Below are 12,599 nucleotides of genomic sequence, written 5' to 3'. Positions count from 1 at the left end.
CAGGATGCCGTGGAACCGGCTTTGCCGGGCCACTGGCATCGCCCCCTGGGGGGAGGCGCGAAGCGACGCAGGGGGTCATCGTCTTGTCCAGCCGCGTTGCGGGTCGTAACCCCACAATGCAGCCACGAAAAACACCACGCCGCAGCCCACCACCACCGACCACGACAACGCCGTGAACTGCCCCACCATGGCGTAGCGCATGGCCTCGACGGCGTGGGTGAAGGGGTTCCACTCGGCCAGCTTGAGCAGCCACCACGCGCCCGACTCTTCAAGCTTCCACAGCGGGTAAAGCGCAGGGCTGATGAAGAACATCGGGAAGATCACGAAGTTCATCGTGCCGGCAAAGTTCTCCAGCTGCTTCACGTACACCGAGAGCATCAGTCCGAGCGCGGCGAGCATCGTGGCACCGCAGGCCATGGCGATCAGCAGCCCCGGCAGGTTGGCCAGCGGCACCTCCACCCCAAAGGCCCAGGCGATGGCGAGGAACACCCCCATCTGCAGCACCGAGAGGCAGGTGCCCGCGAGCAGCTTGAAGGCCAGCAGCCAGCCACGCGCCAGCGGCGCGGTGAGCAGCAGGCGCATGACACCCATCTCGCGGTCGTAGACCATGGAAAGCGAGCTCTGCATGCCGTTGAACAGGGCCACCATGCCGAGCAGGCCGGGCACCATGTAGGCCTTGTATTCGATGTAGGTCTCGTAGGGCGGCACGATGGCGACGCCGAACACGTTGTTGAAGCCGGCCGAAAACACCACGAACCACAGCAGCGGCCGCACCAGCGCCGAGCCCAGGCGCGTGGGCTGGCGCAGGAAGCGGTTAAGCTCGCGGCCCACCACCGCGCGCAGCGCGCGCAGCAGGTGCAGGGGCAGCGAGGGCGCTGCGAGCGGTATCACGGACACGTTCATGGGCGCGCTTTGCATGCACTCTCCTGTTGGTCGACGCCCAGGGTATCGAGCACTTCCTTCGGGTGCAACACGCCGTCGAGCGGCGCGGTGCCGACCACGCCATCCACATGGCTCAGGAACAAAGGCTGGCGCAACTGGCCGTCCCAGGCGCGGAACGACAGGCTGCGGCCCTTGAAGCCGTCAAGCGTGGTGCCGCCACCGCGCAAGGCCTTGAGCTGCTGCGCGACCGGCGCCTTGGGGTTCTCGGCCAGCACGGCGGCCAGCGCGCGGCCCGCCGCCCAGGCCGCCCAGTCGGGGCCCTGCATGGGGCGCTGCGCGAGCTTGAAGAAACGGCGGCTGAGCTGCGGGCCGCCGTGGCGTTCCCACTGCGGGTGCCAGGCCGCCGCCACCAGCCCGTTGGCGCCCACCACCGGGCGCGGCCATTGCGTCGCGTAGGGCAACAGGCGCGCGAACTCGCCGTCGCTGTCCATCACCGCCACCACCTCGTGTTCGCGGTCACCGGTGAGCAGGCGCGTGTTGCCCAGGTCGCGCTCGCGCGGATCGCCGGTGAGCTTGAACGGCTTTTGCGCCACGACCTTGATGCCGAAGCGTTTGGCCGAGCGGTTGAAGGCCTCGGTCATCAGCGCGTCGCCCGGCAGCGGGCCCTGCAACAGCAGCGCCTTGCGCCAGTTGCGCGCGGCCAGGTACTGCGCCAGCGCGTCGCTCAGCATGGCGCGGCTGGGCGCGGTGTGCAGCAGGTGGGCCGCGCACATCGCCCCGCGCAGGCGGTCGTCGTCCAGCGCGGCGTTGAACACGATGGCACCGCCCAGTGCAGCAGGCGCGGCCTGCACCAGCGCGCGCAACTCGGCCAGCGGCAGATCAGCCACCACGTGCTGCACCCGCAAAGCCTTCAGCTCGGCCAGCGCCTTGGGCAGCGCAGCGGCATTGGGCAGCACCACGTCTTTCACCACCAGATCGATGCCCGCCGCGTCCAGCTCAAACGCCGAGTCCTCGGCCGCCAGCGTCACACCGTCGATGGCACGACCAGTGGGGTGGCCCGGGTAGGCCTTCTCCATGCGGCGCGGCGCGTGGCGCGGGTCACCGTCCAGCGACACCACCGCGATGGTGATCTTGGTGGCCGCGAAAGCAGAGAACGCAAAGGCACCCATCAAAGCCAGAGCGGTCGAGCGCCACAGCCCCGTCCAGGGCTCCCGCGGAACCGGCTTCGCCGGGCCGCTGGGAGCGCCCCCCTGGGGGGGGATGCGGCTGAGCGAATTGCCGCAAGCGGCGGCAATTCGGGGCGCAGCGAGCAAGCAACGGAGGGGGATCATTTACTGACCAGGATCGAGTGCGGCACCCGTCCGGCCGGCACCGTCTTGATCGCCTTGCCACTCGCAGCGTCCACCAGCGTCATGTCATCGGACAAGCCATTGGCCACGTACAGCGTCTTGCCATCCGGCTGGAATCCCATGCCCCAGGCGCGCTTGCCGACCAGGATCTGGCTCTTCACCGCCTTGGTGGCCACGTCGACTTGCGCCACATGGTTGGCCTTGCCCAGCCCGACCCAGATGCTCTTGCCGTCCGGGCTGAGGGTCATGCCCACGGGCGTGATGTCGGCCTGGCGCATGCCCTTCACCTCGAACTTGATCTTCTGCTTTTCGGTGTGGGTCTTGGTGTCGACCACGCTCACCGTGGCATCCAGTTCGTTGGTGACCCACAGTTCGGCGCCGTCGGGTGACAGCACAAAGCGGCGCGGGCGCTTGCCGACCTTGATGTTCTTCGTGACCTTCTTCGTGGCCAGGTCGATCACGTGGACCACGTTGGCCACTTCGGAGGTGACGTACGCGGTCTTGCCATCGGGCGTGACCAGCACACCTTCGGGCTCGCCGCCGGTCTTGACTTCGAACAGGGGTTTCTTCGTGCCGATGTCGTAGGCGGCCACCACGTTCTCGTCTTCGATCGACACGTAGGCGATTTTGCCGTCGGGGCTGAGGTCGAACATCTCGGGACTGTCGCCCAGCGGCACCGTGCCGGTCAGCTTCGCGGTGGCCACGTCCACCAGGCCCATGGCGTTGCTGTCGCCACAGATCACCAGGATCTGCTGGCCGTCGCCGCTGAAGCTCATGTCGCGCGGACGCTTGCAGACGTCGATGGCGCCGGTGCGCTCACCCTGGGCATCGAACACATAGATCTTGTTGTCCTTCTCGCTGGACACATAGACCTTACCGGCGCCCTGGGCCTGAGCCGACAAGGCAAGCGAAGCGGCGGCTGCGGCGAGGGACACGGCACGGAGGGCGAAAGCCAAAGGGGCACGAAGGGCCATGAAAAGTCTCCTGTCTTGTTGAAATCGGTGAACGGGTGTTCGTCCTGCACGCATCGAAGTGCGCACAGTCGATCTGCAAAAACGGTGCCAGGCGCACGGGAACAGAAATTGCCTGAAAACAACCGGTGTCCGGGGCTTTCCCGGGCGCTGGAGACACAAACACCGCCCCATGAGACACACACCGTCACGCCCAGCGTTCAAAAATGGCACAGGGAAAACCCTCAATGCGTTCCACCGCTGCACGAACGGGGTTTCGCGGCGCAGTGTCATGACCCTGGGCGCCTCGCTGGCTTTCGCAACCGCACTGCCCCGTGCAGGGGCGCAACCGGGCGGCGGCACCACCGACACCTGGCCGCGAAAACCGCTGCAACTCATCGTGCCCTGGCCCGCGGGCGGCCAGACCGACCTGACGCTGCGCATCCTGTGCGAAGAGGCCGAGCCGCTGCTGGGCCAGCCCATCGTGGTCATCAACAAACCGGGCGCGGCGGGCACGCAGGTGGCGCCGTTGCTCAAGGCCGCCGAGCCCGACGGCCACACCATCGGCCAGGTGCCGATCACGGTGTACCGCCATGCCTTGATGAACCACGTGCCCTGGGACCCTGTGGTGGATTTCAGCCCGATTCTGCAGGTGTCGGGCGTCACCTTCGGCGTGCTGGTGCCCGCGAGCAGCCCCTGGAAGACGCTCGCCGATCTGGTGGACTGGGCGCAGAGACACCCGGGCGAACTGGTGCTGGGCTCGACCGGCATCGGCACCACGGCGCACCTGGCGATGGAAGAGATCCTGCTGAACCACGGCGTGCGCTATGTGCACGTGCCCTACAAAGGCACAGCCGACCAGATGCTGGCGATCGCCGGCGCGCAGATCATGGCCGGCGTCAATTCCACCGGTTTCGCCCCCTGGGTAGACCGCGGCCAGATGCGCCTGCTGGCCACCTTCAGCGCGCAGCGCAGCCCACGCTGGCCCGAGGTGCCGACGATGCGCGAGCTGGGCTACCCACAGGCGGTGTACACATCGCCCTGGGGTCTGGCCGCACCGAGCGGCACGCCGGAGGCGGTGGTGCAGAAACTGCACGAGGTGTTCCGCCGCGCCATGTTCAGCGAGCGGCACCAGGCGGCACTGGCCAAATACGATCAGGGCCTGGACTACCTCAACACGCACGACTACCGCCAGGCCGTGCTGGCCACGGTGGAGCGCGAAAAGCGCCTGCTCAAGCGCATGAACCTGCTGGCCCGATCCGCCAGTTGAACCGTCCACCACGAACACAACAACCATGCCAGAAACCTGCCTGCTGACCGCGCAGAACCTGCACAAGGCCTACAACGGCAAACCCGCACTCAAGGGCGTGAGCGTGGCGCTGCAGGCCGGTGAAATGCTGGCCCTGCTGGGGCCCAACGGCGCCGGCAAGTCCACCCTGCTGCAGCTGCTGACCGGCCTGTTCAGCCCCGACCAGGGCACGGTCGTGGTGATGGGCCACGACATGCAGCGCCACCCCAGCCGCGCGCTGGCAACGCTTGGCGTGGTGTTCCAGCAGAGCGCGCTCGACATGGACCTCTCGGTGATGGCCAACCTGCTGTTCCACACCGATCTGCACGGCCTGCCGCGCGCGGTAGCCCGGCAGCGCATCGCCGACGGGCTGGCGGCCATGGGCCTGGGCGATCAGGCCAGGGCCATGGTGCGCAGCCTCTCAGGCGGCACGCGGCGCAAGGTAGAACTGGTGCGTGCCCTGTTGCACGAACCGGCCGTGTTGCTGATGGACGAGGCCACGGTGGGGCTGGACCCGGCCTCGCGCCAGCACCTGCTCGACACCGTGCGCGGCCTGTGCCACAACCGCGGCATGGCGGTGCTCTGGGCCACGCACCTGATCGAAGAAGCCAGGGTGGCCGATCGCCTGATGCTGCTGCACCAGGGCACGGTGCGCTTCGACGGTTCGATCGACGCCTTCATGTCCGCGGCCGAGGGACCGGACTTCCAGACCGAGGTGCTTCGCGCGCTGGAAAAGCCTGGCGTCTGAAGAACACCCCCGCAGCGCTTCGCGCTACCCCCTGAAGGGGGCGGCACTGGCCGTCCGGCAAAGCCGGCCCGGCGGTGCCCTGGGCTGGGCGCCCCCTCAGGCGCTGGGCCTAAGCAGGCGCTGAGCGGCCAGCGCCATCAGAAAGCGTAGGTCGCCGAGAGGCCCAGGCCCCACTGCCGCCCCGGCGCAGGCTCGAAGAAGCGTCGGTTGCCGTCGTTGGCGATCACCGAGCCGATATAGGCCTTGTCGCCCAGGTTGTTCACCCGCAGGTGTTCGCGCAGCGTCCAGGCCCCCAGCTTCTGCTCGAAGCCCACGCGCAGGTTGAACACGGTGGCCGCATCGGTGCGGTCGCTGCCCTGGTCGTCCACCACCATGCTGCCCTGGTGCACCAGCTCCAGCGCGGCGGTCATGCCGGGCACGGCGCGCGGCTGCCAGGCCAGCTCGGCAAACAGGCTGCGGTCCACGGTGCCGGGAATGCGGTTGCCGGCGGCCACCACACCGCCGCTGCTGCTGGCAAAGGCGTCGGCGAACTTCGCGTTCAGCGTGGACAGCGCCACGTGCGTGCGCCACTCGGGCGACAGCTGGCCGCTGTAGGCCACTTCCAGGCCCGATCGGCGCGTCTTGCCCGCGTTGGTGTAGATGGTGCGACCGCCGCTGCTGGAGGCCACCACGATCTCGTCGGTGGTGCCGATGTGGAACAGCGCCGCGTCGAGCCGGTGCCCTTCGGCCAGCCGGGTCTTCACGCCGATTTCGGCGTGGGTGCTGCGCGCCGACTGCAGGCCCAGGTTGGGGCCGCTGCCGCTGGCGGTGTAGGCGATTTCGGTGAAGGTCGGCGTCTCGAAACCGCGGCCCACGTTGGCGTAGACGTTGGTGTCGGGGCTCAGGTGGCGCGTGATGCCGATCACCGGGTTGGTGGCGCTGAACTCCGCGCGGCCGCTGTCGTCCGGGTTGCCAGGGCGGATGTAGAAGTCCTGCACGCGGAAGTTCACCCGGTTGGCGCGCAGGCCGGCCACGGCGCTCCAGGCTTCGTTGATGGCCCAGTCGGCCTGGGCATAGAGGCCGGTGCTGTGCACGCTGTCGTCTTCGTCGCGCTTGAGCGCGCCTTGTTCGCCCAGATTGTTGATGAAACCACGGCGGCGCTCGCTCATGCGCTCGTGGTCAAGCCCCGCCGTCAGCTGCACCTGGCCCTCACCGGCCGGGATGCGGCGCGTGTAGCGCAGGCCGGCCCCGCTGTAGCGGCGGTCCAGCTGCACCACGCCGCCAGCGGCCGTGGGCGCGGTCTGCACAAACAGGGGAATGGAAAGGCGGTTGTCCAGGTCGCGCTGGCCGCTGTAGACGCGGGCGCTGATGTCGCTCTGCGCATCCAGCTTGTGGTCCACCACCAGGCCCACCTGGTTTTGCGACACGTCCTTGCCCGCGTGGTACAGCGTGGAGTTCGCCACCGCCTGGCGCGGGTCGGCCTCGAACTGCTCGCGCGTGAGACCCAGCGGGTCGCCCGACACCGGCTGGTCGAAGGCGTTGGCCACCAGCGTGACTTTGGTGTTTTCGCTGGCCGTCCAGCGCAGCTTGGCATTGGTGTGGCGGCGCTTGGCGGCGCTGTTGGTGCGCCAGCCGTCGGTGGAAAAGTCGCTGTGGTCGATGAGGTAGTTGAGCGATCCGCTCTGGCCCGCGGCCTGCAGGCCGTAGCGGCGCAAGCCGTCGCTGCCCGCATCCACGCTGGTGCGCACTTCCGGCCGCGCCGGGCCATCGGCGGTGAACACCTGCAGCACACCGCCCGCCGCGTTGCCATACAGCTGGGCCAGCGGGCCGCGCAGCACCTCGATGCGCTGGGCCGAAGGCAGGCTGATGGTGGAGGCCTGGCCCTGCCCGTCGGGCATGGTCGCGGGGATGCCGTCCACGATCAGCCGCGCGCCGCGGATGCCGAACGGTGAGCGCGAGCCCGATCCGCGGATGGACAGCTGCAGGTCCTGCGCGTAGTTCTGGCGGTTGAGCACCGTGATGCCCGGAATGCGGTTGATGGCTTCGGACAGGTTGACCTGCGGCCCGGCGGCTTCGATGGTCTCGCGGCCCACGCCCTGGATGGCGGCGGGCGCGTCGAAGCTCTGCTGCGCCTCGCGGTTGGCGGTGACCACCACTTCGGAGAGGGTCTGGGCACCGGCCAGGCCGGTGCTGGTAAGGGCCAGGGTCTGCAACGCGGCAGCGGCCAGGCGGTTCAGGGGCCAGCGGGTCTTGTTCGTGGGATATCGGGTCATGTCGGTCTCCGGTGGAGAGCCCGGCGCATGCGGATGTGCGCCAGTGCGGTGTTGCCTCTGTTTGCCCGATTCTGACTACAAGTTCCGTGCCATGCGGATCCATCGCCCCCCTGTTCAGGAATGGAACACCTGCCCCGCGGATCAGTCGCCGCTGGCCGCTTCTTGCGCCTCCTGCGCAGCCAGATCGGCCATCTCGGCCTCGCTGAACACGCGCGAGCGGGTGTGGAACGCCTTGCCCTCCGGCCCTTCCAGCGAGAAGGTGCCGCCATGGCCCTCGATCACGTCGATGATGAGCTGGGTGTGGCGCCAGTAAGCATATTGCGCCCTGCCGATATAGAAAGGGCAACCACCGATGTGGCCCAGGTACACGTCGCCCGCGCCCATGGTGATCTCGCCGGGCAGGTAGCAGTTGGCCGCGCTGTTGTCGCAGCAGCCGCCGCTCTGGTGGAACATGAGCTCGGGGCCGTGCTTCGTCTTGAGGAACTGAATCAGCTCGACCGCGGCCGGCGTGGCAATGACTTTTTCAACCATCTCTTGTCTCCTTGTTCTGAAAAGCCGAAAAGGGGAGCCGTTGCCAGCTCCCCTTTGATCTCACTTCAATCCGTGTGGATCAAAAGAACCCGAGCTTGTTTTCCGAGTAGGACACCAGCAGGTTCTTCGTCTGCTGGTAGTGGTCCAGCATCATCTTGTGGGTCTCGCGGCCGATGCCCGATTCCTTGTAGCCACCGAAAGCGGCGTGTGCCGGGTAGGCGTGGTAGCAGTTGGTCCACACGCGGCCGGCCTTGATCGCGCGGCCCATGCGGTAGGCCACGTTGCCGTTGCGGCTCCACACACCGGCGCCCAGGCCGTACAGCGTGTCGTTGGCGATTTCGAGGGCTTCGGCTTCGTCCTTGAAGGTGGTCACGGCCAGCACAGGGCCGAAGATTTCTTCCTGGAAGATGCGCATCTTGTTGTGGCCCTTGAACAGCGTGGGCTGCACGTAGTAGCCGCCTTCCAGATCACCACCCAGGTGGGCCTGGCCGCCACCGGCCAGCACTTCAGCGCCTTCTTCCTTGCCCAGTTCCAGGTACGACAGGATCTTGGTCAGCTGCTCCTTGGAGGCCTGTGCGCCCATCATGCTGTCGGTGTCCAGCGGGTTGGCGTGTTTGATGGCGGCCACGCGCTTCAAGACACGTTCCATGAACTTGTCGTAGATGCTTTCCTGGATCAGCGCACGGCTCGGGCAGGTGCAGACCTCGCCCTGGTTGAACGCGAACAGCACCAGGCCTTCAACGCACTTGTCGAGGAATGCATCGTCCTTGTCCATGATGTCGGCGAAGAACACGTTGGGCGACTTGCCACCCAGTTCCAGCGTGGCCGGGATCAGGTTGTTGGCAGCGGCCTGGGCGATCACGCGGCCGGTGGTGGTGGAGCCGGTGAAGGCGATCTTGGCGATGCGCTTGCTCGTGGCCAGCGGCATGCCGGCTTCGCGGCCATAACCGTTGACGATGTTCAGCACGCCTGGGGGCAAGATGTCGGCGATCAGCTCGGCCAGGATCAGGATGGAGATCGGGGTGGACTCTGCTGGCTTGAGCACCACGCAGTTGCCCGCGCCGATGGCGGGGGCCAGTTTCCAGGCCGCCATCAGAATGGGGAAGTTCCAGGGAATGATCTGGCCGACCACGCCCAGCGGTTCCTGGATGTGGTACGCCATGGTGTTCTCGTCGATCTCGCTGACGCCACCTTCCTGCGCACGCACGCAACCGGCGAAATAGCGGAAGTGGTCCACGGTGAGCGGGATGTCGGCGTTCAGCGTCTCGCGGATCGCCTTGCCGTTGTCCACCGTCTCGGCGTAGGCCAGCAACTCCAGGTTCTGCTCGATGCGGTCGGCGATCTTCAGCAGGATGTTGGAGCGCGTGGCGGCGTCGGTCTTGCCCCACTTGTCGGCCGCGGCATGGGCGGCGTCGAGCGCGAGTTCGATGTCTTCGGCGGTGGAGCGCGCGGCCTGCGTGTAGACCTGACCACTCACGGGCGTGATCACGTCAAAGTACTGGCCCTTGCACGGTGCCACCCATTTGCCGCCGATGAAGTTGTCGTAGCGCGGTTTGTAGGCGATCTTGGCGCCGGCGACGCCTGGGGCTGCGTAAATCATGTTTGTCGTCCTCTGGGATGGTGGATAAAAAGTGAATCGCCCGATGGGCTGCCTTCATCACCACAACTTCCGTGCCACGCCAGAAGACCGACTCAAATTGAGACGATTGCTCACTTTTTTGACAACACAAAGTGAAAGGTTGCGCCATTCAGGCCCACACCGCAGCGCACTGTGCCAGCTTGGTACGGCACACCCGTTCATATGAACGCCGGTGCCAACGCTCGATACCGGTTACCCCGCCAGACCGATCACCAGCGACGAAACGTCCATCGAAGCCCAGGCCCGCTGCCCCTTGCGCGCCGCGAACGGGTGCTCCGCAAAGCCCACCCACTGACCACCCCTATCCAGTGCGAGCACGACTTCGTCACGCACCTGCCCGCGCGCCAGCCGCTCGATGCGACCGGGCAGCACACACTGGCCGGGCGCGTCTTCCACCTCACCCCGGCCGACCCGCACCGCCGTGGCCTTGCACAACACCAGCGCCTCCAGCCCCACGCACAAACCCAGCAGATCGGCGCTCTCACGCGTCACGCTCGACGTGAGCAGCGCCTGCCCCGGCGTGCGCATCCGCACCAGCACCGTGGGATCGCCCTGCCCCAGCGGCTCCACCGCTTCGACACGGCAAGGCAACTGGTTGCGCATGCTGGTGCGCAAACCCAGACCGAAGCGCAGACCAGAGGACCCGCCGGCAAAGCGCGTCAACACCGCCTCACGCGCCTGGGCCAGCTCGTCCGCCAGAGCCAGCAGCTGCAGCCCCTGCGGCGTGATGCTCGCCCCGCCACCACCCGAGCCGCCCACCGTGCGGTCCACCAAAGTCTGCCCGCTCAGGTTGCTCAGTGTGTCGATGGCCTGCCAGGCCGCCTTGTAGCTGATGCCCGCATCGCGCGCGGCCTGCGAGATCGAGCCGGTCTCACCCACCCGGCGCAGGACCTCCAGGCGCTTGTCGCTCGCGGCATGGCCCAGGGCTTCGGAGAGGGCGGCTGGCGGGAGTGGAGTCATGGGAAAGCTGTTTTGTGTGGGTTTGGCGAGACCACCCAGGGGTCATGAATGCAAGTCGCCAGATGTCTCACCAATAGCAAGAACTGGTGGGTTCATTCATCACATCAAGGACTTTCGCAAACCTTCCTTAATAGAAGTTGACCTGAGACACCCCAGATAAATCAAAAATTATTTGAATCCTTTTGCCGCGGGACCGATCATCTCCATCGAGTGATACAGGAATCGAGTAGTACCATAAGTCCTTTCCCCCCATCGTCTGCACATTTTCCGGCGTTCCCAACGCCGCAGTAACATCATTTTTTTTAAGCCCCTTTTCACCTTTAAGTTGATTTCCGGTTAAAGATATATCGAAACGTAAGGTGGTACAGCGAGCATTGGCATCTAAACAGGCCTTTAATCCACCAACTCTTTCCTTCCGGTTTGTTTCTTCTTGTGATTTTCCGAGCAAATACCTTTTATCCGACTCTTCCTTCAGTCGCGTATTTTGTTTTCTGGCTCGCGTAATATCGTTATCTACTTCCGCCTGATTCCCTATGGCTCAATGCCGTTTTGCATGGAACTTGACCTTCAACTCCGATGCGTGGTGAGGCCTGCGAAGCGCGGCGCTGCGTGCTCGAACGGGTTGGCTGGAAGGTGCTTGAGCTTGGACAGGCGCAGGTACGCAATGGCGATGAAGTTCCTGCTCGTTCTGAATCCGCGTGCGGCCCGCTTGGCGTTTTGCATTAGCCCATTCATGGCCTCCACAAACGCGTTGCTGCGTCCTTGCTGCATGCCCGCGATGACGCCTTCAAAGTGCGTCTTGAGCGTGCGTGCGAGCCGCTTGAAGGGCTCCAGGCGCGAGCGCATGGCCCAGGCGATCCAGCGCCCAAGTCCCGTGCGCGCCACCTCCTCGCTCTGACTGTGCGCCGCTGTCTCATACACCTCCCGCAGCGCCCCCTTCATGCGCCAGGCCCGTGCGCTTTGCAAGTTCGTGCGCTGCAGGGCGTACATCGCCTGTATGTGCCGCTGATTCCAGCTCGCATGGTGCGTGCGCATGGCCCAGCTCAGACTGCGCCTGCTGGCGCGGTCCAGCTCGCCCAGCGCTTGCGCCACGGCGTTGGGTCGGCTTTTGAATTCGGCCGCGCGCACCTCATCCATGGCCTTGCCCGCCAGTGCCGCCACATGAAAGCGGTCATAACAGATGGCCGCCTGCGGCAGTTGCTGCTGTGCCCCCTTCAGGTAGGCCGCACTCATGTCCATGCTCACATGGCTGATCGCCTGGGCGCTGCCGCCATGCTCGGACAGGTCTTTGGTGAAGGCATTGACCGTCTGGTGATCGCGTCCCTCGGTGACAAAGAGCAGGCGCTTTTGCTGCAGATCGTGCACGGCCGTGACGTATTCGTGGCCCTTGCGCAGACTGGTCTCGTCAATGCCGATGTGGCGCACGCCGCTCATGTCGTCCTTCTGACGCGCAAGCTTGACGTAGTGGTCAATGCGCCGCCACAAGGCTTTGGCGTCGGCGCGCAGGTGACGGGCCGCGTGGGCCACGGGCAGTTCTTTGCACAGGCTCAGCGCCAGCGCTTCAAACAGCAGCGTGAAGCCGCTGCCCTCGCGCGCCCAGGGCACCGGCACCTGGCTGGTCTTGCCGCAGGCGGTGCAGGCTACGCGGGGTATGGCCGCGTGCAGCCAGGCCTCGAACTGGAAGAAATCCAGATGGCGCCACGATCGCTCAATGCTCTCGTGGATGCCTTGATCGGGTGCGCCGCAGTGTGGGCAGGTCAGACGCCGCTCGGTGCAGACCACTTCAAAGTCAATGCGTTTCTTGGCGGTGCTCAACTCGGCGCGCTCGACACGCCAGGGGGCTTGCAACCCAAGGGCTGCGGTGAACAGGGCTTCGGTGCTCAGGCTCATGGTCGGTTACGAAGTTGTCAGGGTGGCGGCAACCAGAGTATCCAGCAACCTCACTCACTCACCACGCATCGGAGTTGAAGGTCAAGTTCCATGCAAAACGGCATTGAGCC

General features: G+C 65.9%; 11 protein-coding genes. 2 read left to right on the top strand and 9 right to left on the bottom strand.

Annotated elements, in window-relative coordinates; all coding sequences use genetic code 11:
- Window positions 1–75 precede the first annotated feature (75 nt).
- The 3 genes from AC0GNO_RS22630 to AC0GNO_RS22620 all read right to left on the bottom strand — a co-directional run bounded on the left by AC0GNO_RS22630 (window position 76) and on the right by AC0GNO_RS22620 (window position 3,205).
- Window positions 76–918 carry an ABC transporter permease gene (locus tag AC0GNO_RS22630; RefSeq protein ID WP_472905610.1) on the bottom strand — a complete coding sequence of 281 codons (843 nt, stop codon included), beginning with the start codon at window positions 916–918 and terminating at the stop codon, window positions 76–78.
- Window positions 900–2,051 (bottom strand): type 1 periplasmic-binding domain-containing protein, encoded by a 1,152-nt coding sequence (locus AC0GNO_RS22625; RefSeq protein ID WP_472905609.1) that lies wholly within the window; start codon window positions 2,049–2,051, stop codon window positions 900–902. Before AC0GNO_RS22625 ends, AC0GNO_RS22630 begins: the two co-directional genes overlap by 19 nt.
- A gap of 158 nt (window positions 2,052–2,209) precedes the next feature.
- Window positions 2,210–3,205: a PQQ-dependent catabolism-associated beta-propeller protein gene (locus AC0GNO_RS22620; protein WP_472905608.1), complete on the bottom strand. Its 996-nt coding sequence runs from the start codon at window positions 3,203–3,205 to the stop codon at window positions 2,210–2,212.
- A gap of 268 nt (window positions 3,206–3,473) precedes the next feature.
- Here AC0GNO_RS22620 and AC0GNO_RS22615 point away from each other — a divergent pair, with 268 nt between their 5' ends.
- Both AC0GNO_RS22615 and AC0GNO_RS22610 read left to right on the top strand, forming a co-directional pair.
- Window positions 3,474–4,451 (top strand): tripartite tricarboxylate transporter substrate binding protein, encoded by a 978-nt coding sequence (locus AC0GNO_RS22615; protein ID WP_472905607.1) that lies wholly within the window; start codon window positions 3,474–3,476, stop codon window positions 4,449–4,451.
- 25 nt (window positions 4,452–4,476) lie between these two features.
- Window positions 4,477–5,217, top strand: coding sequence for an ATP-binding cassette domain-containing protein (locus AC0GNO_RS22610; protein WP_472905606.1), 741 nt, complete (start codon window positions 4,477–4,479; stop codon window positions 5,215–5,217).
- Window positions 5,218–5,354: 137 nt separating this feature from the next.
- Here AC0GNO_RS22610 and AC0GNO_RS22605 read toward each other — a convergent pair whose 3' ends face one another.
- From AC0GNO_RS22605 to AC0GNO_RS22580, 6 genes are all read right to left on the bottom strand, one after another.
- Window positions 5,355–7,469, bottom strand: coding sequence for a TonB-dependent receptor family protein (locus tag AC0GNO_RS22605; protein ID WP_472905605.1), 2,115 nt, complete (start codon window positions 7,467–7,469; stop codon window positions 5,355–5,357).
- Window positions 7,470–7,610: 141 nt separating this feature from the next.
- The gene (locus tag AC0GNO_RS22600) at window positions 7,611–8,000 is read right to left on the bottom strand and encodes a DUF779 domain-containing protein (protein ID WP_472905604.1); all 390 of its coding nucleotides are present in this window, start codon (window positions 7,998–8,000) and stop codon (window positions 7,611–7,613) included.
- Between the two features lie 79 nt (window positions 8,001–8,079).
- Entirely contained in the window at window positions 8,080–9,600 is a 1,521-nt protein-coding gene (gene exaC, locus AC0GNO_RS22595; RefSeq protein WP_472905603.1) for an acetaldehyde dehydrogenase ExaC, read from the bottom strand.
- Between the two features lie 231 nt (window positions 9,601–9,831).
- Complete coding sequence (locus tag AC0GNO_RS22590) at window positions 9,832–10,599, bottom strand: TOBE domain-containing protein (protein WP_472905602.1); 768 nt, start codon at window positions 10,597–10,599, stop codon at window positions 9,832–9,834.
- Window positions 10,600–10,726: 127 nt separating this feature from the next.
- Complete coding sequence (locus AC0GNO_RS22585; protein ID WP_472905601.1) at window positions 10,727–11,047, bottom strand: hypothetical protein; 321 nt, start codon at window positions 11,045–11,047, stop codon at window positions 10,727–10,729.
- A 119-nt stretch (window positions 11,048–11,166) separates the two neighbouring features.
- On the bottom strand, window positions 11,167–12,489 hold the full coding sequence (locus AC0GNO_RS22580; protein ID WP_472905210.1) for an ISL3 family transposase: 1,323 nt from the start codon (window positions 12,487–12,489) through the stop codon (window positions 11,167–11,169).
- Between the last annotated feature and the right edge of the window lie 110 nt (window positions 12,490–12,599).

The organism is Hydrogenophaga sp. L310 (assembly GCF_055703065.1).
This window is presented reverse-complemented; position numbering and strand designations above follow the sequence as displayed.